This window comes from Sporosarcina sp. FSL W7-1349 (assembly GCF_038003045.1).
Taxonomy (GTDB): domain Bacteria; phylum Bacillota; class Bacilli; order Bacillales_A; family Planococcaceae; genus Sporosarcina.
Map to the genome: position 1 here is coordinate 2,232,319 of NZ_JBBOOK010000001.1, position 24,045 is coordinate 2,256,363.

Consider the following 24,045-nt stretch of genomic DNA (forward strand, 5'->3'; position numbering starts at 1 on the left):
GTTCAGCCATGAGTTTGGTTCCTCTGACCAATTTCTTCCGTAAGATTTGCTTCTTCAATCAATTATAACACATTCTCCGAAAACGCCATGCGGTTTCATTCGCCCACGACGGCGGTTTGGGTGATGCTTTCCTTCCGGATATCGGCCCCGATTCCCCGAAGCTTTTCAATCAGATTGCTATAGCCTCTTTCGATATGTTGGATTTCCTGGACTTCCGTTTCTCCATCCGCAATCAAACCTGCGATGACAAGGGCTGCCCCTGCCCGCAAATCCGAAGCACGAACAGTCGCCGCTTGCAATGGCGTCGGCCCGTTCAAGATACCCGATCGACCTTCGACCCGGGCATCGGCGTTCATCCGCCGCAATTCATCCAACTGCTTGAATCTTGCCGAATAGACGGTGTCCGTAATGACGGAAGTTCCGGCGGCCTGCGTAAGCAGGACGGAGAATGGCTGCTGGAGATCCGTCGGAAAACCGGGGTAGACAAGCGTTTTAACATCGACCGCACGCAAGTCGGGAGCTTTGGGAATGAAGATCTTTTCTTCCCCTTCACGGACATCTATGCCCATTTCCCGTAATTTAGCCGTCAAGGATTCAACATGCAGCGGGATGACGTTGTCGATCGTTATTCCATCGCCCGCTACAGCTGCCATGATCATGAACGTGCCGGCTTCGATCCGGTCGGGGATGATCGTATGCTTTGTGCCATGCAGTCTCTCAACCCCTTCGATCCGGATGACATTCGTGCCGGCCCCTTTAATATTGGCTCCCATATTGGACAATAAGGTCGCTACGTCGATGATTTCCGGTTCCTTCGCAGCGTTTTCGATTGTCGTCCGACCTTTCGCCAAGACGGCTGCCAGCATGATGTTGATCGTCGCTCCTACGCTTACAACGTCCAAATAAATTTTCGCGCCGCGCAATTCCTCAGCGCGCAAGTAGATGGCGCCATGCTCGTTCGTCACTTTGGCACCGAGCGCTTCAAACCCTTTAATATGCTGATCGATTGGACGGGGGCCCAAGTGACATCCGCCCGGAAGTCCGATCACTGCACTTTTAAATCGTCCAAGCATCGCCCCCATCATGTAATAGGAGGCACGAAGCTTTTTCACGTTGCCGTTCGGAAGCGGCATCGATACCATTTCGGATGGATCGACCGTCATCGTTCCGGCGTCAAAATACACTTTCCCTCCGATATCTTCTAGGAGGGCTTGCAATGTCAGGACATCGGAAATTTCCGGAAGTCCTTCAATGGTTACCGTCGAGTCTGCCAAAATCGAAGCGGGAATCAGGGCGACGGCGCTGTTTTTTGCGCCGCTCACTTTGATCGTCCCGCGTAGAGGGTTGCCGCCTTTGATTTTATAAACGTCCATTTCGGTCTCCTTTGGCACGTCACTTGTTCTTTCTAGCTTCCCAATCCGCCAGGAATGCTTCGATCCCTTTATCTGTAAGAGGATGGTTGAAAAGCTGCTGTAGTACTTTGAATGGTGTTGTAGAGATATGGGCGCCGTTCAAAGCAGCGTCTGTAATATGCTGCGGGTGGCGAATAGAGGCTGCTATGATTTCCGTCTGGATGTCATGGATGGTGAAAATATCCGCGATTGTGCTGATCAGAGCCATACCATCATGCCCGATGTCATCGAGTCGACCAAGGAACGGGGATACGTAAGTTGCTCCTGCACGCGCTGCCAGGAGTGCTTGGTTTGCACTGAAGATCAATGTGACATTCGTTTTAATGCCTTCATCGGCGAAGACGCGGCACGCTTTTAGGCCTTCCGGCGTCATCGGCAGCTTTACCGTAATATTCGGCGCTATTTTCGCTAATTCCCGTCCTTCTTCGATCATTCCTTCCGCATCCAACGCAATCACTTCCGCACTGACCGAACCCGGTACCAATGCTGTGATTTCACGCAACCGGTCATGGAACGATACGTTTTCCTTCGCTACGAGGGAAGGATTGGTCGTCACGCCGGATAAAATACCCCAACTATGCGCCTCTTTAATTTCGTCAAAATTGGCTGTGTCAATAAAAAACTTCAATGCGATGTCCTCCTAAATAGGTCGTATGGAAAAGAAGGAGAACCCATCCGGGGGATCCGGATGCTTCTCCTTTCATCTTGTTGCGTATTATGCTTTTTGGGAACTTCCAAACTCACGCATTTTGGCGATCACCGTTTGTTTGATGGCATCCCGCATCGGGGCCAAATATTTACGCGGATCATAGACGTCCAGGTCGGATGCCAGTTTTTCGCGGACCGCTTTCGTCCCTTCGATCTGGTTTTCCGTATTGACGTTAATCTTCGCTGTCCCTAGTGAAATAGCACGCTGGATATCTTTTGTCGGGATTCCCGTTCCGCCATGGAGGACGAGCGGCAAATCGGATTGGCTCGAAATCTCCTCCATCTCTTTGAAACCAAGATTCGGTTCGCCTTTGTAAGGGCCATGCACAGAGCCAAGCGCCGGTGCCAAGCAATCGATATTGGTCTTTTCAACCAACTCCTTGCATTCCGCCGGGTCTGCGTAAATGACTCCGTCGGCAATGACATCGTCTTCTTGGCCGCCTACTACGCCAAGTTCCGCCTCGACGGAAACACCGCGCTCATGAGCATATTCAACGACCTTTTTCGTAATTTCAATGTTTTCCGCAAGCGGCTTAGATGAAGCGTCGATCATGACGGAAGTGAATCCCGCATCGATCGCCTCCTTGCATTTCTCAAAGCTGGAGCCATGATCCAGATGGATGGCGACAGGCACAGTGATCTGGTAATCGTACATCAGACCTTTCACCATATTGACGACTGTTGTGAAGCCACCCATATATCGTCCCGCACCTTCCGAGACCCCAAGAATGACAGGGGATTGCTCTTCTTGTGCAGCTTGCAGGATTGCCTGCGTATATTCAAGGTTGTTCAAGTTGAACTGACCGATTGCATAACCTTCTTTTTTCCCTTTGATCATCATTTCTTTCATGGAAACGAGTGCCATGCGAATTCCTCCTCTGGATAATGAAAATGGACAGTATATCTAGGATTTTTCTTCATTTTACCCTTTTCCATCATATCAAAGTCAGTTCGCGTTTTCCACTGCCCGCCTTAGGTGCAGGAAAATCAATCACACCAAGGCATGATCGATCCGGATTTTTTCAAATTTGAGCCCGCAGGACGTCGGTCATGCAACTGTCGCCGCACGATGCGGCGAACTTAGGTTGCCCTCTTCAGTTCCCCTAAAAAATCCGTGACATCCGCCAGCCGACCAAGAACGCAACGTCCTGATGATGCCTTAATTTCTGCAAAAAGCGCAGAAATTAAGGCAAATCGAACACTTCGCGGTTCGATTGGCTTTTATTTTTGTTCAGCAGGATTTGAACGTTCGTTGATTAAAAATAATCCATTTACCGTATCCCGGATTTCATAAATGTCAAAAGGCTTGGCAAAATAAAGGATCTTCCCCTGCTGGGCCGACCCTTGTGGCAATTCACTCTCTTCATAAGCCGTCATCATGATAACCGGCACTTCAGGACAAAGTACCTTCAACTGTTCTAACGTTTCGATTCCATCCATCCCCGGCATTTTTGTATCCAGTAGGATGCATCCGGGTATTTTCTCCCGTATCGCCTGAATCGCTTCCAATCCATTCCCTGCAAGCCGCGTCTCATACCCCTCTTTACGGAACAATTCATCTAGCAGAAGACGGATGCCTGCCTGGTCATCAACGATTAAAATTGATTTCATATGATAACCTTCTTCCCTATTTCACATGTATTGGTATTAGATATATATATTATACTGAATAAAGATTTTACCTTCTTTTATTTCCCAAAAAACCATCTTTTCACTAATTCGACAAATGTCTCCCTACTTCGCTTTTTGGGAGATATGGATCTCTCCCAACTTTTGCATTAGGTTTTTACAAGGTAAAAATTTATTTCGAAAGTAGGGGTACCCCTTCAGAAAGACTGGAGTGAATGGATTTCCAGACAAATGATTGGTTGAAACTTCTGTGATCGTTTTCCCCGTTCCCTATTTTTCTCCTTCTAGTCAAGGAGGCCATTCTTCTATAACTAAGTAAAGTAAATTGATTTAGTACTCTTTTCCAATTCATTTGTAGGAACAATAAAATCGGTTGCAGCAAAGCTCTTCGATTTAGTTAATATTTTGAAATAATTTAATGCGATCCTTTTGTAAACCATTACAACCATTTAGGTTACATTTTAATATTATTTTACTCGTAATAATATTATCTATTTTTACATAAATTCTGTTCTTTTTCACCGTAATTAGAATTGCGGTTTTCTACGGAGGGATTGCGTGGATAGGCCTTATTGCCTGTATACTTTTTTCGAATTGGAGATAAGAAGAAAGATCGATTCCTTGTTTTGGAAGTTTTATCATAAGTTGTGGCAAAGGCCGGTATCTATTGCGATGATAAGATTAAAAGAATTACTGAATAATGTGGGTTTATTTGGAATATATACTAAAAATGAATCATTAAGTAGATCCTTACTCCTGATTCAGAAAAATGGTAATGGAATCGCCTGGTTGCACAAATAATGGCGGATGCCGAAGCTTCCGCAACCTTTAAACGCAAAAGACCGACACTCGGCCGGTCTTCGTTCATCTCATCTCCTGCTCAGAGAGGAGTCCGTATTCTTTCGCTTTCAGCAAGGCTTCTGTCCGTGAACTGACCTTCAACTTTGTGAAAATTTTCGTCAAATGATATTCAACGGTCCGTTGACTCATCGAAAGTTGAGCAGCGATCACTTTGTTCGTCAACCCTTGTGAAATTCCCGTCACAATTTGTTGTTCTTTTGTCGTCAGCAGTACATTGCCCATGTTCAACTGCCCTTCGTCCGTAGAAGGCAGGGCATCCATCCGCCTGAGTTGCTTCACTAATTGGACAGGAAGGACCGCTTCATCCCGCAATGCGCAGCGGATTGCCGTTATCAATTGTTCCTTGGTGGCCGTTTTGCTGATGAAGCCCTTCACCCCTACTTCGACAAGCATATTGAAGTGTGTCACTAAATCGAACCCCGTATAAATGAGGATAGTCGCTTCCGGAGTTTCCTGTAAAATCAGCTTCGTCAGTTCGATGCCATTGATGTAGGGCATGAACAAATCGATCAAGTAGACATCGTATGACCTCTTGCTAATCTCCTGCAGCGCTTCTTCCGGATCCGTCATGACGGTCGCTGTCCAATCCGCTTCTTGTTCGATCATCGTCCTCGTCCCTTCACCGACGGCAGGGTGATCGTCCACTATCAAGACATTAACCATCATCGCCCCCTCCTATCCTCCACTCGAATAGCACTTCCAAGCCTGCACCTTTTTCCGTACGAATGGACATGATCCCCCCTATGCTCCTGACCCTCTCCCGCATTCCAGAAAGACCCATCGTTTGGAAGGAGTCCATCAAATCATTCCGATCCAACCCGATTCCATTGTCACCGTATTCCAAAATCAATAACGGTCCCTCTTTCCGCAAAGAAAGTTTCACTTCGCTCGCTTCGGAATGTTTCATAGCATTTGTTAACAGTTCCTGAACGACGCGGTATAAAGTCAACTCAAGTTCATGGTCCAACCGTTGAAGGTTCCGATCCAATTCCGCTTCCAGCAAAAAATCGCACCGAAGTTTCGTTTGGTCGACCAAATGTTGGATCGACTGGATCACCCCCAATTCATTCAAAAAAGGAGGCCGCAGCTCATTACATGTCTCCCGGATCAGATGGACCATGTCGAGCATCCGTTCTTTAACATATCTCAAATCCTTTTTAATAATGAAATTCCGTTCATTGAGGATAAGCGTATCAATCTCCCTCAGAAGTTGAAGCTGGTCTTGCAATATGGAATCATGCAAATCATTCGATAAGTTTGCACGCTCTTTTTCCGACAGCGAAAATAAAAGACGGGATAGCCAAAGCGGATGCTCCTCTTCCGCCTTATGCTCCAATCTGTATTCCTCGATTCGCTTCGCCAATCCTTCAATCAGCTGGAAGTTTTCAAGCAGGATACCGGATAGATAGGCCAATGTTTCCAGCCAAATCTTCTCCTCCATGTTCAGCCGTGTTTTTGATGACTTATCTCCTAATAAAATCAGTCGTCTTATACCGTATTCCTCTCCGATGAGAAGGGCTGTTTGATTGGAAAGCCGTGTCAGCGACCCAATCGGAAGCACTTCCCAGCATCGGTTCTCAACCTCATCGGAAACAATTTCGCTCAGACCGTTCTGGTTTTTGACTTTCCACACGCTCTCGCCGTCCACCCGAACGAGTTCACAGTATTCGACTTTACCGATGCCGAGAACTCTTTGAATTTCATTCATCAAATTGCGGATTAAGTTTGACACTTCGGTTTCCGCTTTCGCTTTCTGAAAAAACTTATACATACTCTCTTCATACTGATTCTTTTGCGAGAATAAATGATGTCGTAATTTGTAATCTAACATCTCTTTAATATATAAGGCCACCGTCGTGAGAATGAATAAAAGAAAAAAGGCTTGTATCAACAGAAATGGCGATTGTTCAATATCCAGGACGATGAGCAAAAAAAGCCCAGATAAAACGGTGTAGGGAAACGAGATGATTGAATAATATTTTAACCGGCTTAAGAAAAATTCAACGTCAAATAATTGTTTCGAAAGCAGCAAGTGAATGAACATGAAAGGGATACAAAGAATAAAGGCCGTTGTAATTTCAAGCGGAATCAATGCTTCGTCTACCAAAACAATAGGAATCAAAGAAAATAAGACGGAAGGACCGAAAGCAAACAGCAAGGTCGTTCCGAGTATGATGATGACCGCACTGCTCTCCGTATTCCTATATTTCAAATAGGCACGGACCAACAGAATGGCCAGAAAAACGGTAAGCGCAGAAAAAAAGGCCACAGTGTAGCGTTTCGTCTCAATCGTATGATGTATTAGTTGGTTCTTGATTGAGATGATTACCAAAAAAGCATTCAACAAATAAAGAACGATTAACGTTTTTTTATGTAGAAAGATCATGCCAAGCTTCCGGAAGTAAACCATCAAAAAATGGGCAAACAAAATGAGCGAGCTTGACGCAGTAGCGATCAAGAACAGTCTGCCGATTAAATCGGCGCGCTCTGTCGCAAAAAGGCTCATATAAAAAAAGCCGATGGACAGCAGGAAGCAAGTTAAGATCCGGGCCGCCTGATCATTTCCGGCTTTCCTGTAAAGGAAGACGCTGAGTAAAATGGAGGCCGCACAAAATAGTATTGGAATAATGGCATAAAAAAGAGTGTCCACGGTAAACGTCGCTTCCTTGACGTCCACTGTTTTTACAATTTCCCTCTCACTTGTCCATGTGATGTTTTTCGCTTTTTCCACCCTGTGATAGCGGAAAACGGTAGAATGGCGTTCCGGAGATTTTCCATCCACTAATAGTACCGTGTCTCCTGGATGAATATCATGGCTCATAGCCCAGCCATTCTTGGCCACGTGGGATACTTCCCACCGATCTTCTTCCACTTCCTCTACTTTCAATCCAATGATCGGATACGTTAAAATGATGAACGTAAAATATCCGAACAGAATCACCGAGAGGACAATCGGTAGCAAATAGAAGCCCGATGCTTGATGTACTTGTTTCATGTTGTGTCGTTGTCTCCTACAAACCTACGGACTCCCTAAGCAAACGTAGTCCAAATTACTCGGTTTTGTAATAATCGGTCTCACTTTTCCTATCAGCATACCATAAAATAATCAAAATTTCCTATATTTTTTATACAAATACTTGCCCCCAGCTAGGCGAATGACTGAATCATAATTCCGGTTTATTTTCCTGAATGATTTTATAATGAAGGGGAGGTGATGACGGTTGAAAATATTATCGACACAAGTAAGCGGCCTGCTGCAGCGGATCGTGACAAATGAAGAAGAAGCGATGGAGGAAACAGCCCGTCTGTTGGCACAGGCGACTGCCGGAGAAGGGCGCGTCATTTTTGCGGCAGTCGGCGAGATGGGTGCTGTGACAGCCACTGCTCTCCGCGGCGTGGAACCGTTCGCCGGGGCGGCGCGTTATGAAGCGGACATGCCTATCAGTTCGGCGGATCGGGTGTGGCTGTTGACACGCAGCGCAACGGATCCGGCCGCTTTGGAGCTGGCCCGCCGCCTGGCCGAGCAATTCATTCCATTCGGTGCGCTGGCCGCCGAAAAACCGGATGAGGACAATGAACTTGCCGATTTGGCCTATACGTATATTTCCACTGGATTGATGAAAGGGCTCTTGCCCGGGGAAAACGGAGACCGCATCGTCCAACCCCACGCGCTCGCTGCCTTGTTCGTTTATGAAGCTGTGAAATTGGTATATGATGAAATGCTTGGTGAATGAAACAGTTGAGATGAAGTGTTGGGAGATATCAGCGCTTTGGGCGGAGTTATCAGTACTCCGGGTAGGGTATCAGCGCTTGCGCGATGTTATCGGCACTCCGGGCATAGTATCAGCACTTGAGTGAAGTTATCAGCATTCCGCGTGAAGTATCAGCGCTTGCACGGAGATATCAGCACTCCAGGTATAGTATCAGCACTTGCGTGAAGTTATCAGTACTCCGAGCGGGGTATCGGCATTTGAGCGAAGTTATCAGCACTCCGAGTGAAGTATCAGCACTTGAGTGAAGTTATCAGCACTCCGGGCATAGCATCAGCACTTGAGTGAAGTTATCAGCACTCCGGGAGGGGTATCGGCACTTGAGCGAAGTTATCAGCACTCCGAGTGAAGTATCAGCACTTGAGTGAAGTTATCAGCACTCCGGGAGGGGTATCGGCACTTGAGCGAAGTTATCAGCACCCCGAGTGAAGTATCAGCACTTGCACGGAGATATCAGCACTCCGGGCGGGGTATCAGCACTTGAGCGAAGTTATCAGCATTCCGAGCATAGTATCAGCACTTGCACGGAGATATCAGCACTCCGGGTATAGTATCGGCACTTGCACGGAGATATCAGCACTCCGGGTATAGTATCAGCACTTGCGTGAAGTTATCAGTACTCCGGGTGAAGTATCGGCGTTTGAGCAAAGTTATCAGCACTCCGTCAGCACTTCGGGCATAGTATCAGCACTCGTCCCATGCCGAGCACATATTTAAAGAGGCAGTCCGATTGGACAGCCTCTTTCGTCATTCAGATTGATGGGTTAATGCGGCACCGATAAAATCACGCAATAATGGTTGCGGACGAGTCGGGCGCGAGATGAATTCAGGATGGAATTGGCAGCCGATGAAGAATGGGTGATCCTGCAGCTCGATGATTTCTACGAGCTCCTCATCCGGGCTCACCCCGGCCATGATCATGCCAGCCTCTTCGAATTGATTTCTGTAATCATTGTTGAATTCATAACGGTGGCGATGGCGCTCATTGACAAGTTCTTCTCCATATGCTTGGCGTGCTTTCGTGCCTTCTTTCACTTTGCATGGATGGGAACCTAGGCGCATCAGGCCGCCTGATTCACTGGATTCGGTCATATCGGATTGATTTTCAAATAACGCATATTCAGCATCCAAGTTGAATTCTGTGGAGTGGGCGTCTGCCATGCCGAGCACATTGCGTGCGAATTCCACTGCGGCCAACTGCATGCCAAGACCGATTCCGATGAACGGGATGTTGTTGGTACGGGCAAACTGGATAGCTGTCATTTTACCATCGATGCCTCGATCTCCGAATCCGCCAGGTACGACGATTCCATCGACCTCTCCCAGAATCTCTGCTACGTTTTCCTCATTCACTTCTTCCGCGTTGATCCATTTCACTTCGATATCCGTGTCAAATTGGTATCCCGCGTGGCGTAACGCTTCGACCGCTGAAATATACGCATCTTGCAGTTCCACGTATTTTCCGACTAGGCCGATGCATACTTTCTTCGACAATGATTTTACGAGGTGGACAAGTTCCTTCACGTCTGTCAGATCCGGCTCTTTCGTTTCCAACCCCAAGAAATCTACGACAATCTTGTCCATATGCTGCTCATGCAGACGAAGAGGCACTTCATACAATGTCTCTGCATCCAATGCCTCGATTACTTCTTCCGGTTTGATGTTACAGAACAAGGCGATCTTGTCTTTCATCTCTTGAGGAACCGGATATTCACTGCGCACGACAATCATATTTGGCTGGATGCCCAAGCTTCTCAATTCCTTCACGCTATGCTGGGTCGGTTTTGTTTTCATTTCACCCGCTGCATGGAGGTACGGAATAAGCGTGTTGTGGATATACATGACATCGTTTTTGCCGAGATCCGTTTTCATTTGACGGATGGCCTCCAAATAAGGAAGGGATTCGATATCGCCCACGCTGCCGCCGATTTCCGTAATGACGACATCCGCATTCGTTTCCTTTGCCGCACGCTTGATGAGACTTTTGATTTCATTCGTAATATGCGGGATGACTTGGACGGTCGCGCCCATATACTCCCCGCTCCGTTCTTTTTTCAATACGGAGGAATAGACTTTGCCCATTGTGACGTTCGAGTATTTGTTCAAATCGATGTCAATGAAGCGCTCGTAGTGACCGAGGTCGAGATCCGTCTCCGCTCCGTCCTGCGTGACAAATACCTCGCCATGTTGATAAGGACTCATCATACGAGGGTCGACGTTAATATAGGGATCGAATTTTTGCATCGTCACTTCCAGGCCGCGGCTTTTTAGAAGCCTTCCCAAAGATGCAGCATTAATCCCCTTACCGAGTGATGAAACGACACCGCCAGTTACGAAAATATACTTTGTCATGCCAAACTCCTCCGTTCGCAAAATTTATGATGAAAAATTAAAAAACGCTCCGTCTGAAATCCAGAGGAGCGCATATGCATCGGTTCAAGTGTCCTTTTAAGGAGCCCTGTAAAATCTTATAGCGTTCTACGTGCGAAGTCAAGAGATTATTCTTCAATCTCCTCATCTTCTTCGAATTCATCTTCTTCCTCTTCGTCTTCGTCGTCGAGTTCCAGATCCTCATCGTCTGGAATGATTTCCAAATCGTCATCCGGGTCCAGAAGGTCTTCTTCGATTTCGATGATATCTTCCTCGTCTTCTTCGAGATCCTCTTCATCGTCCTCTTCTTCCTCTTCCTCAATCAAATCGTCATACTCTTCCTCATCTTCCTCGTCGAACAGTTCCTCTTCCTCATCATCCAGCACTTTTTTCTTCTTCTTTTTACGCACTTTGACGACCGGCGCTGTCTCCTCTTCAATCTGCTCGACCGGATACCACTCGCGTAATCCCCAACGGTTATCGTGGATGGCGATGAATCTGCCGTCGATATTTAAATCTGTATAAAACTGTTGCAATTTACCCTTCATTTCACTTTCGCTCATGCCTGTCAAATCACGGATTTCATCCATCAACTGTTGGAAGGTAAGTGATTCATGTCTTTCTGTTAAAATGGCGTAGACGATATCAATCATCGATTCTTCTGCCAATTGTTCCTTCGTCATCTCGCGGATATTCAACAAACGCACGTCCTTTCTATGGAAAACATACTACTCATTATATACAATAAATCCCGGATTTAGCTACAATCTTTTACTCCTCCGAAATTGACGGAATTCCAGGATGCTAATATAAATCAGGTAAATTGCCGCAAGTAAGAAAGGGATGGCCCCTAAATCATTCCCGTACAGTAGGAAAGTAAGAATGACTAGGATAATGATGATCACTAGATGAACAGTATACTTCAAGCCAACACCCCATTTCCATTGTCATCCCCATTATACATGGAGAAAGCAAGCGCACGCTATGAATTCGATTTAATTTTAGCAATTTTCATAAAGGAAAATACTGCGCTCCTGTAGCTGAATAAGAAAAAAGATTTCCATCGGATGAGGGCCTTTCGTCTGTTGTGAAGTTCACGGGAAATATTGCGAGGTTGGATGAAAACGTTGCAAGGTACCGTCGAAACGTTAGGAGGTTAGGCCATGATGTTGAGTGGTTCTCGGGTAACGTCGGGAGCCTGGGCCGAACGTTGGGAACCCTGGGCCAAAACGTTGCGAGGATGAGCCATGACGTTGGGCGGTTCACCCGTGACATTGATGGGTACTCAAACGTTTCAAAAGGCACTGTAACGTCGGGAAGCTGGCTGCCTCCATGAAATATCCTCGCTTTGCTCTTGCTCACATCCCGGTCTAAACGCGCTGTACGACTACTTCACCTAGGCAAGCGCCGGAAAACATGCCGGAAAGGCGCTCCTTGCCTTTTGCAGTCGAAAATCACAGCATGCTGGAAGTTCTGTCATTTACACGGAAATATGGCAATTCAAACCCCGCGCTGTTCAAAAGTCGTGGAAGCATCGGCCGATGAGCTACCCATAGACCCAATTTTATCATGTCCCGAGCCAGAACAAAAAATCCGTGTAGAACGAAGTTCCCACGGATTTTCGCTTGGACTGGCAACATCCACCGATTACATATTGCGACGGTACTGGCCGCCCACTTCGTAAAGTGCATTCGTAATCTGTCCTAGGCTCGCGACTTTGACGGTTTCCATCAGTGCTGCGAAAATATTGCCGCCCGTGACAGCCGTTTCTTTCAAGTTGAGCAAGGCTTTCTCTGTCTCGTCCGCGTGACGATTCTGGAATTCACGCAGGTTGATGATTTGCGACTCTTTCTCTTCCTTCGTCGCGCGTGCAATTTCCATATTGTCGATATCTTCCTCGGACGGAGGGTTCGGATTCAAGTACGTATTCACCCCGATGATCGGCAGCTCCCCTGAGTGCTTCAGATGCTCGTAGTACATGGATTCCTCTTGAATCTTGCCCCGTTGGTATTGGGTTTCCATCGATCCGAGCACGCCGCCGCGGTCGTTCAGGCGGTCGAACTCCGTCAACACCGCTTCTTCCACTAGGTCCGTCAATTCTTCGATAATGAAGGAACCTTGCAATGGGTTTTCATTTTTGGACAGGCCATGTTCTTTTGTAATGATCATCTGGATCGCCATTGCCCGGCGGACCGATTCTTCCGTCGGCGTCGTGATCGCTTCATCATACGCGTTCGTGTGGAGCGAGTTACAGTTATCTTGCAAAGCCATGAGCGCCTGCAAAGTTGTACGGATATCATTAAAGTCGATTTCCTGCGCGTGCAAGCTGCGTCCTGACGTCTGCACATGGTATTTTAGCTTCTGGCTACGCTCGTTCGCCCCGTATCTCTCCCGCATGGCAACCGCCCAAATCCGACGTGCTACCCGGCCGATTACCGTATATTCCGGATCCAGCCCGTTCGAGAAGAAGAAGCTCAAGTTCGGTGCAAAATCATCGATATTCATACCGCGGCTTAAGTAGTATTCGACATAGGTGAAGCCGTTGGATAATGTGAATGCCAGTTGTGAAATTGGATTCGCTCCCGCTTCGGCGATATGGTAGCCCGAAATGGACACCGAGTAGTAGTTACGCACTTTTTTGTCGATGAAGTACTGCTGGATGTCCCCCATCATGCGAAGCGCGAATTCCGTGGAGAAGATGCAAGTGTTCTGCCCTTGGTCCTCTTTCAGGATATCGGCTTGCACAGTGCCACGGACGACTTGCAGCGTGGCATCCCGCACTTCCGTGAATTCCTCCACAGTCAAAGCGCGCCCCAGTTCCTCTTCTTTCAAGCGGATTTGCTGATCGATCGCCGTGTTCATGAACATGGCTAGGATGATCGGAGCCGGTCCGTTAATCGTCATTGAGACGGAAGTCGATGGCGCACATAGATCGAAGCCATCATACAATTTCTTCATATCATCCAACGTACAAATGCTGACGCCCGACTCACCGACTTTACCGAAAATGTCCGGACGCTCATTCGGGTCTTCCCCGTAAAGCGTGACCGAGTCAAAAGCGGTCGATAGCCGTTTCGCGTCATCGTCCTTGGACAGATAATGGAAGCGGCGGTTCGTCCGTTCCGGTGTCCCTTCTCCCGCGAATTGACGCTTCGGATCTTCCCCTTCCCGTTTGAACGGGAAAACCCCCGCCGTGTAAGGGAATGAACCTGGTACATTCTCTTTGTACACCCATCGTAAAATTTCCCCGTAGTCCTCGAATTTCGGCAGGACGACTTTCGGGATTTTCAATCCGGATAAACTCGTTGTTGTCAGCGCAGTACGAAGCTCTTTGTCACGAATTTTTGTGACGAATTCATCCCCTGAATAGGATTCTTTCAACGTATTCCAGTTTTGGATGATTCGCTTCGATTCCGCTGTCAGCTCATCCCGCACCCCGTCTGCAAGTGACTGCAACGAAGCGATCAGTTTATCATCCGGCGCTTTCTCTTTTACTGCTTCCATAGCCCCTTCGAGCTGGAATAAACGCCGTGCGAATTCCACTTGCTGTGCTGATCGTTTATGATAATCGCGAACTGTGCCCGCAATTTCCCTTAGATAATGCTGACGGTCGTTCGGTATGATGACGTTCTGTTTTTGGGTCTTGATGAATTGGGCATACGATGTTTCCCAATCCAAGCCGCATTTTTCATTCAGCACGTTGACGATCGCAGCAAATAGCGAATTCGTTCCTTTGTCATTGAACTGGCTAGCGATCGTACCATATACCGGCATTTCATCGATTTCTTTATCCCAAAGGCCACGGCTGCGCTGATACTGCTTCTGAACTTGGCGAAGCGCATCTTCGGATCCTTTGCGTTCGAATTTATTAATGACGATCAAGTCGGCGAAGTCGATCATGTCGATTTTCTCGAGTTGCGTCGGCGCCCCGAATTCACTCGTCATGACATACATCGAGACATCGGACACTTCCGTAACTTCCGCATCCCCTTGCCCGATTCCACTCGTTTCGACAACAATCAAGTCGTAGCCCGCCGTTTTGACGACATCGAGTACATCTTTGATGGCGCCCGACAATTCGGTACGGGAACCACGAGTCGCCAAGCTGCGCATGAATACCCGCTTATTGAAGATGGCATTCATCCGGATCCGGTCTCCGAGCAGTGCCCCGCCCGTTTTTTGCTTCGTCGGGTCGATCGAAAGGATGGCCACTTTCTTATCCGGCAGTTCTTGTAAGAAACGGCGGATCAATTCATCGGTCAAGGAACTTTTCCCTGCTCCCCCAGTACCCGTGATACCAAGCACTGGTGTATTTTTGGTAAGCGTCCGCGCTTTCTCAATGAGTTGCACTGCTTGCTGGTCGTTTTTCCCGTGCTTTTCTTCCGCATAGGTGATCAAGTTGGCCAGTATCTCGGGATGATCCGTGTTCACTTTTTCCAAGTTGGCCATTTCATTGTCCGCCTCAGTGAGGAAGTCGCATTCTTCCAACATACGGTTGATCATCCCTTGCAGGCCCATTTTGCGGCCGTCTTCCGGCGAGAAGATCCACGCGACACCGTAGTCATGCAGTTCCTTGATTTCCTTCGGGATGATGACCCCGCCACCGCCGCCGTAAATGCGAATATGCGGTGCTCCCCTTTCTTGCAGGAGGTCATACATATATTTGAAATATTCAACATGGCCCCCTTGATAGGAGGAAATGGCGATCCCTTGAACATCTTCCTGAATGGCCGCGTTCACGACCTCCTCCACCGAACGGTTATGTCCGAGGTGGATGACCTCTGCCCCGCTGGATTGCAAAATGCGGCGCATGATATTGATTGAGGCATCATGGCCATCGAATAGGCTGGACGCCGTCACAAAACGGATATGGTGCTTCGGCTTATAAATCTCAACTGGCGCTGTTACCATATTAATACACCCCTTCTGCCCAAACCCGGGCGCAATTTACACAACAGGTTGCCGTGCTAACGGATTTCTTCGTGCTCGCGTACGATACCGTTGAAAAATTGATCTGTCTGGATACGGATATAATCATCAATCGTCATATCCTTATCGAAAGCCCATCTCCGGAACGCCCACATCTGCCCTTGGACGACGATGTGGTTGGCCGCTATCCGGATTTCTTCGTCGGTGATGCGGAGTTCCCCCGAACGGGCACAGGCCTTGAATAGGTTCTCAAATAGAGCGACCATTTCCATCTCCTTTTGTAGGACATATCGCAAAGCGTCCTTCGGCAAGGATTTGGATTCCTGGTACATAACGAGGAATTCATCTGACATATTGTCGATTAAGTGGAAATACTTGTCGATGGCAAGCCGGATGCCTTCCACGGTCCCTTCCTGATCAAGCGAACCGTTCAGGCGGTTGAGCACTTTATTGTAAATATTGTCACAGACGAGATAAAGGACGTCTTCCTTCGTCCGGATATATTCATAGAGCGTGCCGATGCTGAAGCCCGCCTCTTTGGCAATTTCCCGTGTCGTCGCCCGATGGAATCCCTTATTCCTAAACAGCTTGACGGCGCCCCGGATCATTTGCTCCCGACGTTTTTCTATCAAGTTTTCGTCTTTGACGGACGATTTGACTACAAGTTTTTTTTCCATACGAACCTCCCGTTTATTTTGTCAGCATACGGGAGATGACCAGACGTTGAATTTCTTGCGTTCCTTCGTAAATTTGCGTAATTTTCGCATCGCGCATGAAACGCTCGACCGGGTAATCTTTCGTATACCCGTAACCGCCAAATACTTGAACCGCTTCGGTTGTCACTTTCATCGCTGTATCTCCGGCCATCAATTTCGCCATGGCCGATTCTTTTCCGTATGGCAAGTTATTCGATTCCAACCAAGCTGCTTGGTATGTCAATAGGCGAGATGCTTCCACCGCTGTCGCCATGTCCGCAAGCTTGAAGCCGACGCCTTGGTTCGCTGCGATCGGTTTACCAAACTGCACCCGCTCTTTCGCATAATCAGCCGATGCTTCGAGCGCTCCTTGGGCTATCCCCACAGCTTGTGCGGCAATCCCGTTCCTGCCGCCATCCAATGTTTTCATTGCGATGATGAAGCCTTCTCCTTCCTCACCCAAAAGGTTCTCTTTTGGCACCCGGCAGTTGTCGAACATGATTTCCGTTGTTGGGGATGAACGAATCCCAAGCTTCTTCTCTTTCTTTCCGACGGAGAAGCCTGCAAAGTCTTTCTCGACGATGAATGCACTCGTTCCTTTATGCTTCGATTCCGGATCGGTCACTGCAAACACGATGTAGATGTCCGCAATCCCGCCGTTGGTAATGAAGATTTTGGATCCGTTCAGTACATAGTCGTCGCCATCCAATTTGGCAGTCGTGCGCATGCCTCCAGCGTCCGAACCGGAACCCGGCTCCGTCAAACCGTACGCACCGATTTTTGTTCCTTCCGCCATTGGACGCAAATATTTTTGCTTCTGCTCTTCCGTACCATATTTGAAAACCGGCCAACCTGCAAGGGATGTGTGAGCCGATAAGGTAACACCCGTCGATGCACAGACTCGGGAAAGCTCTTCCACTGCGATGACGTAGGCAAGATAGTCACTGCCGATGCCGCCGTACTCTTCCGGCCAAGGGATACCCGTCAATCCGAGTTCCGCCATCTTTTCAAATAATGCCATGTCAAACCGTTCTTCTTCATCCCGTTCCGCCGCAGTCGGTGCGACCTCGTTCTCCGCAAAGTCACGCACCATTTTCCGAATCATTTCATGTTCTTCTGATAATTTGAAATCCATACTGTCCCCCACCTTGTCTTCAAATTGTCTAGGGTGCCAGGTACTAACGGCTATTCGCGCCTTTGCGAATTGTGGTAGTACCTAGCATCCCGGCTTATTATTATTTCGTTAATTGTTTCGAAATGACGAGCCTTTGAATTTCGCTCGTTCCTTCATAGATTTGCGTCACTTTCGCATCGCGGAAATAACGCTCCACTGGATAGTCTTCCGTATAGCCGTATCCGCCGAACACTTGGATCGCTTCGATCGAGCAATCGACCGCCGTCTGGGAGGCGAATAGTTTCGCCATCGATGCCTCTTTCCCGCATGACAGCCCTTCCGACCGCATTTGTGCAGCCCGGTAGACAAGCAGTCGCGATGCTTCCACCGCTGTGGCCATATCAGCCAATTTGAATCCGACCCCTTGCTGGGCGGCGATCGGTTTTCCGAACTGGACACGCTCTTTCGCGTAACCTGTCGCCGCTTCCAATGAAGCTTCCGCAATGCCAAGTGCTTGTGATGCGATGCCGATCCGGCCTACATCGAGATTGGCCATGGCGATCTTGAATCCTTCGCCTTCTACGCCAAGCACCTTATCTTCCGGCACTTTCATGTCTTCGAACGTCAATTGGACGGTCCGTGAACCATGAAGCCCCATTTTCTCTTCATCTTTTCCGATGACGAGTCCCGGTGTATCTTTGTCGACGATGAACGCCGTGACGCCGTGCGTGCCTTTCAATGGATCCGTCGAGGCAAACACGATATAGACATCCGCTTCCCCGCCGTTCGTAATGAAGACCTTGGAACCGTTGATCACATAATGTCCGTCTTTTTTGACGGCCCGTGTTTTCAATGAACCCGCATCCGACCCCGCGGAAGGTTCGGTCAAGCAAAAGGCCCCGAGGTATTCGCCGCTCGCCATTTTCGGTACGTACTCTTGCTTTTGCTGTTCATTTCCAAAATAAAGGATCGGGTTCGTTCCGACCGAAGTATGGACTGATAGGATGACTCCGACAACCGCGCTCACTTTGGATAGTTCGTTGATCGCGATAATATAGGAAATAAAATCCATACCCGATCCGCCGTATTCTTCCGGAACCGTAATACCCATCAGACCAAGCTCGCCCATTTTCGTTAAGATGTCGTGTGGAAACTCCCCCGCTTCCATCTGGGGAACAAACGGCTCAATCTCTGTTTTGGCAAAATTCCGCACCATGTCGCGCATCATCAGTTGTTCTTCGGTAAATTGTAAATCCATAGCATTTGCTCTCCTTTATTCGTAAACGTAGAAGCCACGTCCTGATTTCTTCCCGAGCCAGCCGGCTTTCACATATTTGCGAAGCAATGGGCATGGGCGGTATTTGGAGTCGCCAAACCCTTCGTACAATGTTTCCATGATGTAGAGGCATGTGTCGAGTCCAATGAAGTCCGCCAATTGCAAAGGTCCCATCGGATGATTCATGCCCAGTTTCATCACTTCGTCAATCGCCTCTTCTTTCGCCACGCCTTCATAAAGCGTATAGATCGCTTCGTTGATCATTGGCATAAGAATCCGATTTGCGACGAATCCAGGGAAATCGTTCACTTCCACCGGCGTTTTGTCCAGTTTTACTGTCATATCTTCAACGGCTTGATATACTTCGTCCGCTGTTGCAAGGCCACGGATGATTTCCACGAGTTTCATGACCGGCACCGGGTTCATGAAGTGCATTCCGATCACTTTTTCCGGACGATTCGTTACCGCTGCAATTTCTGTAATCGGCAATGAAGAGGTGTTCGTTGCGAGAATCGCATGTTCCGGCGCAATTTTATCCAATTGCTCAAAGATGGATTTTTTGATTTCCATGTTCTCGACAGCAGCCTCGATGACCATATCGACGCCGGAAGCATCTTGCAGATCCACTGATTTCGTGATCCGTCCGAGCACTTCATTTTTCTCGTCTTCCGTCATCCGTCCCTTTTCGACATTTCGGGACAAGTTTTTCGTAATAACAGCAAGTCCTCTATCATAAAACTCTTCCTTGATATCATTCAATGTCACTTCAAAACCGGCTTGCGCACATACTTGGGCAATGCCCCCGCCCATTTGTCCCGCACCAATGACCATTACTTTTTTGATTTTCATACTTTATTCCCCCTTTTTTCCCGATTCCTTCAGTCTTTCTCAACTTCGATCATGACGGCATCGCCTTGCCCGCCTCCCGAGCAGATCGATGCAATGCCGATACCGCCGCCGCGGCGTTTCAGTTCATGGGCTAGTGTCAAGATGATCCGGGCACCGCTCGCCCCGATCGGGTGACCAAGCGCAACCGCGCCGCCATTGACATTCACTTTCTCCGGGTCTAGGTCCGCAATTTGAGAGCTTGCTAGAGCTACGGCTGCAAATGCTTCGTTGATTTCGAATAGGTCGATGTCTTCCAGCTTCTTGCCCGTCTTTTTCAAGAGTTCATTGATGACGAGACCTGGCGTTTGGGGGAAGTTTTCCGGTTCGATGGCGACTTCAGCGTGACCGATAATTGTCGCGAGCGGCGTTTTCCCTTCTTTTTTCGCCCGTTCTTCATTCATTAACACTAAGGCACATGCCCCGTCATTCACTCCCGGTGCATTTCCGGCTGTGATCGTGCCGTCCTTGCCGAATGCCGGACGCAGTTTCGCTAGTGTCTCCAGGGAAGTGTCCCGTCGAGGCGCTTCATCCGTATCGAAAATCACTGGATCCCCTTTTCGTTGCGGAATTTCAACCGGTACGATTTCTTCAGCCAATACCCCTTTATCAATCGCTTCTGTTGCACGCTGATGACTGCGGTAGGACCATTCATCCTGCATTTCGCGCGTCAATGTAAACGCTTCCGCTGTTTGGTTGCCGTAGGTTCCCATATGTACCCGCTCTGGTGAGAAGGCACAGGACAGTCCATCGTAAATCATCCCATCCACCAAATTCGTATCGCCCATCTTCAAACCGAAGCGGCCTTTCTGCAAGTAATACGGCGCATTGGACATCGATTCCATGCCGCCCGCAACGATTACTTCCTCGTCTCCCAAGCGGATGAGCTGATCGCCCAATGTGACGCTCCGCATTCCAGAAGCGCATACTTTGTTGATGGTCTCCGTTTTCACCGACCATGGAAGGCCCGCTTTCGTCGCTGCTTGGCGGGAAGGGATTTGTCCTTGCCCTGCTTGAAGCACCGTCCCCATGATGACTTCATTCACTTCATCTTCTTTCACGTCCGCACGATGCAGTGCCTCTTTGATCGCGATTCCACCCAGATCGCTTGCTGACATCGCTTGCAAGGCTCCACCCAATTTAGCAAACGGGGTGCGTGCCCCTCCGATAATTACTGTTCTTGCCATTTCCCATCGCCTCCGTTTTGATAGTTGACTGTCATGGAATTGAATTTCATTGACTGAACGCTCGCTCAACGCAGCTTCGAAGAAAAAGGGAGTGAGTCCCACTCCCTGCATTAGTTGTGATGTCAAACAGGTCGGTGCAATCCGTCCAGTTCCTAAATCAATTACACCTCGGCGTGATTGTGTCCGGATTTTTTCGAGCTTGCTCGAAAAGCTCCCCCTAAAAAATCCGTAACATCCGCCGGAGGCTTAACTTGACTCGACAAAGAGTTTGGAATCCCTCCGAATTTGAATGCCTATTACCTCTTATTTAACCACACATAAAGTCATTTGAGGCAAGTTAATCCAATTATACGACAAGACTGATAGTTCCGCAATAGCTTATTGAAGAACCGTGTCCTCTTCTTCCGTTGCAGCCAATTGTTTCTCCTCACCGAAAATCGAACGTTCTAGTAATTCGGCGATATCGTATGTGCCAACCGAATCTTCCACTTCTACCGCTTTCGTTCCGTCCGAGAGCATCGTCAAGCAGTATGGACAACCGGAAGAAATGATGCCCGGGCTTACTTCGAGCGCCTGCTCGGTCCGTGCTACGTTGATGCGGTGGCCGGTATCCTCTTCCATCCACATCAGACCTCCGCCAGCTCCACAGCACATGCCGTCCTGGCGGTTCCGTTTCATCTCGACCAGTTGAACGCCCGGAATCGCTTTCAGAATTTCACGCGGCGGGTCATAGACGTCGTTGTATCTGCCGAGATAGCAGGAATCATGAAATGTAATCGTTTCATTAATCGCATGCTGCGGTTTCAATTTCCCTTGGACGACGAGTTCATGGAGAAGTTCCGTATGGTGGAGGACTTCCGCCTCGAATCCGAAATCCGGGTATTCGTTCTTAAATATATTATATGCGTGCGGGTCGATTGTGATAATTTTTGTAACGCCCGCTTTCTCGAACTCTTCAATATTGGATGTCGCCAACTCTTGGAATAAAAATTCATTTCCTAGACGGCGCGGTGTGTCACCGGAGTTCTTCTCTTTATTCCCCAGAATGGCGAATTTGACGCCCGCTTCGTTCAGAAGATGCGCAAACGACAACGCAATCTTTTGGGAACGGTTATCAAAAGCACCCATGGAGCCGACCCAGAATAGATATTCGAAGTCTTCGCCCGCTTTTTTCATTTCTTTGACAGTCGGAATATGAAGTTCCGGATTGGCATCGCGCCAGTTCTCCTTCTCTTTCCGGTTCAGTCCCCACGGATTCCCTTGACGCTCGATGTTCGTCATCGCACGTTGTGCATCCGCATCCATCTTCCCTTCCGTCATGACGAGATAACGGCGAAGATCTATGATTTTGTCGACGTGTTCGTTCATGACCGGACATTGGTCTTCACAGTTCCGGCAAGTCGTGCACGCCCAGATTTCCTCTTCCGTAATGACATCCCCGATCAAGCTCGGGCTGTAAATATCATCAAGTACGGCACCTTCCGCCCCAGCCGCCAGCGCAATTTGATTCCCCTTCGTGTTCTTGAACATAGGAGCCGGAACCCACGGCTTCTGCTTCGTGACAAGCGCCCCAGTGTTCGTCAAATTATCGCGCAGCTTTGTAATCAAATCCATCGGAGACAACATTTTGCCCGTCCCGGTAGCAGGACACATATTCGTACAACGTCCGCATTCCACGCAAGCGTAGAGGTCAATCATTTGAAGCTGCGTGAAATCGGTTACTTTTCCAACTCCAAGAGCTGGCATTTCATCTTCCTCTTCCACATTCTCAAGTGCTTCGAAATCGATCGGCGCCAGTTTGCCACGGCGGTCGAAACGCATGAAATACGTATTGACCGGTCCTGCAATCAAGTGCGCGTGCTTCGATTGCGGCACATAGACGAGGAATGTCAGCAACGTCAGCAAGTGAATCCACCATGCGACAAAAAAGACGGTTGCTGCGGCGGTCGGCGACATGAAGCTGAGTCCTGCAGCAATGGCGGATGCCATCGGTTCTGTCCATGTTGTTTCATGTCCCTGCCAGATGATATTCGCTCCATTTGCGACAAGTGTCGACAACATAAGCGTTCCGATGAATATTAAGACAAGGCCGGATTTCCAGCCCCGTTTCAGGCGAACCAGCTTCTCAACGTAGCGGCGATGAAACGCCCAGATAACTGCTATAAGAATGACCGCGACGACGATCTCCTGGAAAAACGTGAAGCCCGGATAAATCGGTCCGAACGGCAAATGCGATCCCGGCTTGAGCCCTTTCCAGATCAAATCGATTGCGCCGAATTGTACAAGCAGGAAACCATAGAAGAACATGACGTGAATCGATCCGCTCTTCTTATCCTTCAATAATTTCTTTTGTCCAAAGACATTCACCCAGATTGCTTCAAGCCTTCTGGATACATTCTTGTCAAACTCTTCCCTTCGACCGAGTTTGATGAATTGGGTCCGTGTTTTTAATAAATACGTGAATAATGCCAGCGCATAGGCCGTGACGGCTAAAAACAACACCCAATTGGCAATTAGTAATGGCCCCATTCATTCCCTCCCCTTTCTTTAAAAACAAACATGACATACTGATTGTCGGTCACTCTTATTTAACAGTTTAATTATGAATGAGCATTCAGTCAACAGAAATTTTTATTCGACAGCAGAATATTACTTTTTGGACTATCATTTATCTGGATAATCGGCATAATTCGAGTATACTATATTTTCCGCCTTTTTCAATAGAATAATTTAAATATTTCGATATAAGGAATTTAAAATTGCGTTATTCGCAATTTCTAGGTGTGGACAGAGATTGATGTATTGCTTTTATAGGTCGTTTGCCGCGGAGAGGGGATGAGCGGGTAAATGGGATTATGGGCCAGCGCGGGATTTATGGACTACGAACTGCGAGTTATAAGCGTGGTGATGAAGTTATGGACGCCGAACGACGAGTTATAAGGTGGTAATGAAGTTATGGGCGCCGAACGACGAGTTATAAGCGCGGTGCGGGAGCTATGGCGCGAACAACGACTTATGAGCGCGGCGCGAGAGGTATGGACGCGAACAACGACTTATGAGCGCGGCACGAGAGTTATGGGCGCGAACGACGACTTATGAGCGCGGCACGAGAGTTATGGACGCCGAACGACGACTTATGAGCGTGGCGCAGGAGGTATTAGCGCGAACGGCAAAGACACCTGCCCAGACTCCCAAAAACGACTTGCCCA

General features: G+C 48.3%; 16 protein-coding genes. 1 reads left to right on the top strand and 15 read right to left on the bottom strand.

Annotation, left to right across the window (positions count from 1 at the left end; translation table 11 throughout):
- Positions 1-95 precede the first annotated feature (95 nt).
- From MKY41_RS10870 to MKY41_RS10895, 6 genes are all read right to left on the bottom strand, one after another.
- The gene (locus MKY41_RS10870) at positions 96-1,373 is read right to left on the bottom strand and encodes a UDP-N-acetylglucosamine 1-carboxyvinyltransferase (protein WP_340745027.1); all 1,278 of its coding nucleotides are present in this window, start codon (positions 1,371-1,373) and stop codon (positions 96-98) included.
- A gap of 19 nt (positions 1,374-1,392) precedes the next feature.
- Complete coding sequence (gene fsa / locus MKY41_RS10875; protein ID WP_340745028.1) at positions 1,393-2,040, bottom strand: fructose-6-phosphate aldolase; 648 nt, start codon at positions 2,038-2,040, stop codon at positions 1,393-1,395.
- Between the two features lie 87 nt (positions 2,041-2,127).
- Positions 2,128-2,985 carry a class II fructose-bisphosphate aldolase gene (locus tag MKY41_RS10880; protein WP_340745029.1) on the bottom strand — a complete coding sequence of 286 codons (858 nt, stop codon included), beginning with the start codon at positions 2,983-2,985 and terminating at the stop codon, positions 2,128-2,130.
- Between the two features lie 356 nt (positions 2,986-3,341).
- A complete protein-coding gene (locus MKY41_RS10885) occupies positions 3,342-3,731 on the bottom strand; it encodes a response regulator (protein ID WP_340745030.1) in 390 nt (129 codons plus the stop codon).
- Positions 3,732-4,613: 882 nt separating this feature from the next.
- Complete coding sequence (locus MKY41_RS10890) at positions 4,614-5,276, bottom strand: response regulator transcription factor (RefSeq protein WP_340745031.1); 663 nt, start codon at positions 5,274-5,276, stop codon at positions 4,614-4,616.
- The gene (locus tag MKY41_RS10895) at positions 5,266-7,605 is read right to left on the bottom strand and encodes a sensor histidine kinase (protein WP_340745032.1); all 2,340 of its coding nucleotides are present in this window, start codon (positions 7,603-7,605) and stop codon (positions 5,266-5,268) included. The genes MKY41_RS10890 and MKY41_RS10895 overlap by 11 nt, the downstream gene beginning before the upstream one ends.
- Before the next feature lie 226 nt (positions 7,606-7,831).
- Here MKY41_RS10895 and MKY41_RS10900 point away from each other — a divergent pair, with 226 nt between their 5' ends.
- Positions 7,832-8,344 (top strand): DUF2529 family protein, encoded by a 513-nt coding sequence (locus MKY41_RS10900; RefSeq protein WP_340745033.1) that lies wholly within the window; start codon positions 7,832-7,834, stop codon positions 8,342-8,344.
- A gap of 783 nt (positions 8,345-9,127) precedes the next feature.
- On the opposite strand, the gene MKY41_RS10905 is transcribed toward MKY41_RS10900, so the two are convergent.
- The 9 genes from MKY41_RS10905 to MKY41_RS10945 all read right to left on the bottom strand — a co-directional run bounded on the left by MKY41_RS10905 (position 9,128) and on the right by MKY41_RS10945 (position 23,365).
- Complete coding sequence (locus MKY41_RS10905; protein ID WP_340745034.1) at positions 9,128-10,732, bottom strand: CTP synthase; 1,605 nt, start codon at positions 10,730-10,732, stop codon at positions 9,128-9,130.
- Between the two features lie 146 nt (positions 10,733-10,878).
- Positions 10,879-11,448 (bottom strand): DNA-directed RNA polymerase subunit delta, encoded by a 570-nt coding sequence (gene rpoE / locus MKY41_RS10910; protein ID WP_340745035.1) that lies wholly within the window; start codon positions 11,446-11,448, stop codon positions 10,879-10,881.
- 949 nt (positions 11,449-12,397) lie between these two features.
- A complete protein-coding gene (gene icmF / locus MKY41_RS10915) occupies positions 12,398-15,661 on the bottom strand; it encodes a fused isobutyryl-CoA mutase/GTPase IcmF (RefSeq protein WP_340745036.1) in 3,264 nt (1,087 codons plus the stop codon).
- Between the two features lie 56 nt (positions 15,662-15,717).
- The gene (locus tag MKY41_RS10920) at positions 15,718-16,356 is read right to left on the bottom strand and encodes a TetR/AcrR family transcriptional regulator (protein ID WP_340745037.1); all 639 of its coding nucleotides are present in this window, start codon (positions 16,354-16,356) and stop codon (positions 15,718-15,720) included.
- A 13-nt stretch (positions 16,357-16,369) separates the two neighbouring features.
- The gene (locus MKY41_RS10925) at positions 16,370-17,509 is read right to left on the bottom strand and encodes an acyl-CoA dehydrogenase (RefSeq protein ID WP_340745038.1); all 1,140 of its coding nucleotides are present in this window, start codon (positions 17,507-17,509) and stop codon (positions 16,370-16,372) included.
- A gap of 100 nt (positions 17,510-17,609) precedes the next feature.
- Entirely contained in the window at positions 17,610-18,746 is a 1,137-nt protein-coding gene (locus MKY41_RS10930; RefSeq protein ID WP_340745039.1) for an acyl-CoA dehydrogenase, read from the bottom strand.
- 15 nt (positions 18,747-18,761) lie between these two features.
- The gene (locus MKY41_RS10935) at positions 18,762-19,613 is read right to left on the bottom strand and encodes a 3-hydroxybutyryl-CoA dehydrogenase (protein ID WP_340745040.1); all 852 of its coding nucleotides are present in this window, start codon (positions 19,611-19,613) and stop codon (positions 18,762-18,764) included.
- 29 nt (positions 19,614-19,642) lie between these two features.
- Positions 19,643-20,836, bottom strand: a complete 1,194-nt coding sequence (locus tag MKY41_RS10940) for an acetyl-CoA C-acetyltransferase (protein WP_340745041.1) — start codon at positions 20,834-20,836, stop codon at positions 19,643-19,645.
- Positions 20,837-21,214: 378 nt separating this feature from the next.
- Positions 21,215-23,365 (bottom strand): (Fe-S)-binding protein, encoded by a 2,151-nt coding sequence (locus MKY41_RS10945; protein ID WP_340745042.1) that lies wholly within the window; start codon positions 23,363-23,365, stop codon positions 21,215-21,217.
- Positions 23,366-24,045 lie beyond the last annotated feature (680 nt).

Coding starts and splice junctions, on each gene's coding strand:
- MKY41_RS10880 (WP_340745029.1), bottom strand. CDS start 2,985: ATGGCACTCGTTTCCATGAAAGAAATGATGATCAAAGGGAAAAAAGAA.
- MKY41_RS10945 (WP_340745042.1), bottom strand. CDS start 23,365: ATGGGGCCATTACTAATTGCCAATTGGGTGTTGTTTTTAGCCGTCACG.
- MKY41_RS10885 (WP_340745030.1), bottom strand. CDS start 3,731: ATGAAATCAATTTTAATCGTTGATGACCAGGCAGGCATCCGTCTTCTG.
- MKY41_RS10905 (WP_340745034.1), bottom strand. CDS start 10,732: ATGACAAAGTATATTTTCGTAACTGGCGGTGTCGTTTCATCACTCGGT.
- MKY41_RS10935 (WP_340745040.1), bottom strand. CDS start 19,613: ATGAAAATCAAAAAAGTAATGGTCATTGGTGCGGGACAAATGGGCGGG.
- MKY41_RS10925 (WP_340745038.1), bottom strand. CDS start 17,509: ATGGATTTCAAATTATCAGAAGAACATGAAATGATTCGGAAAATGGTG.
- MKY41_RS10895 (WP_340745032.1), bottom strand. CDS start 7,605: ATGAAACAAGTACATCAAGCATCGGGCTTCTATTTGCTACCGATTGTC.
- MKY41_RS10940 (WP_340745041.1), bottom strand. CDS start 20,836: ATGGCAAGAACAGTAATTATCGGAGGGGCACGCACCCCGTTTGCTAAA.
- MKY41_RS10870 (WP_340745027.1), bottom strand. CDS start 1,373: ATGGACGTTTATAAAATCAAAGGCGGCAACCCTCTACGCGGGACGATC.
- MKY41_RS10890 (WP_340745031.1), bottom strand. CDS start 5,276: ATGATGGTTAATGTCTTGATAGTGGACGATCACCCTGCCGTCGGTGAA.
- icmF (WP_340745036.1), bottom strand. CDS start 15,661: ATGGTAACAGCGCCAGTTGAGATTTATAAGCCGAAGCACCATATCCGT.
- MKY41_RS10920 (WP_340745037.1), bottom strand. CDS start 16,356: ATGGAAAAAAAACTTGTAGTCAAATCGTCCGTCAAAGACGAAAACTTG.
- MKY41_RS10930 (WP_340745039.1), bottom strand. CDS start 18,746: ATGGATTTACAATTTACCGAAGAACAACTGATGATGCGCGACATGGTG.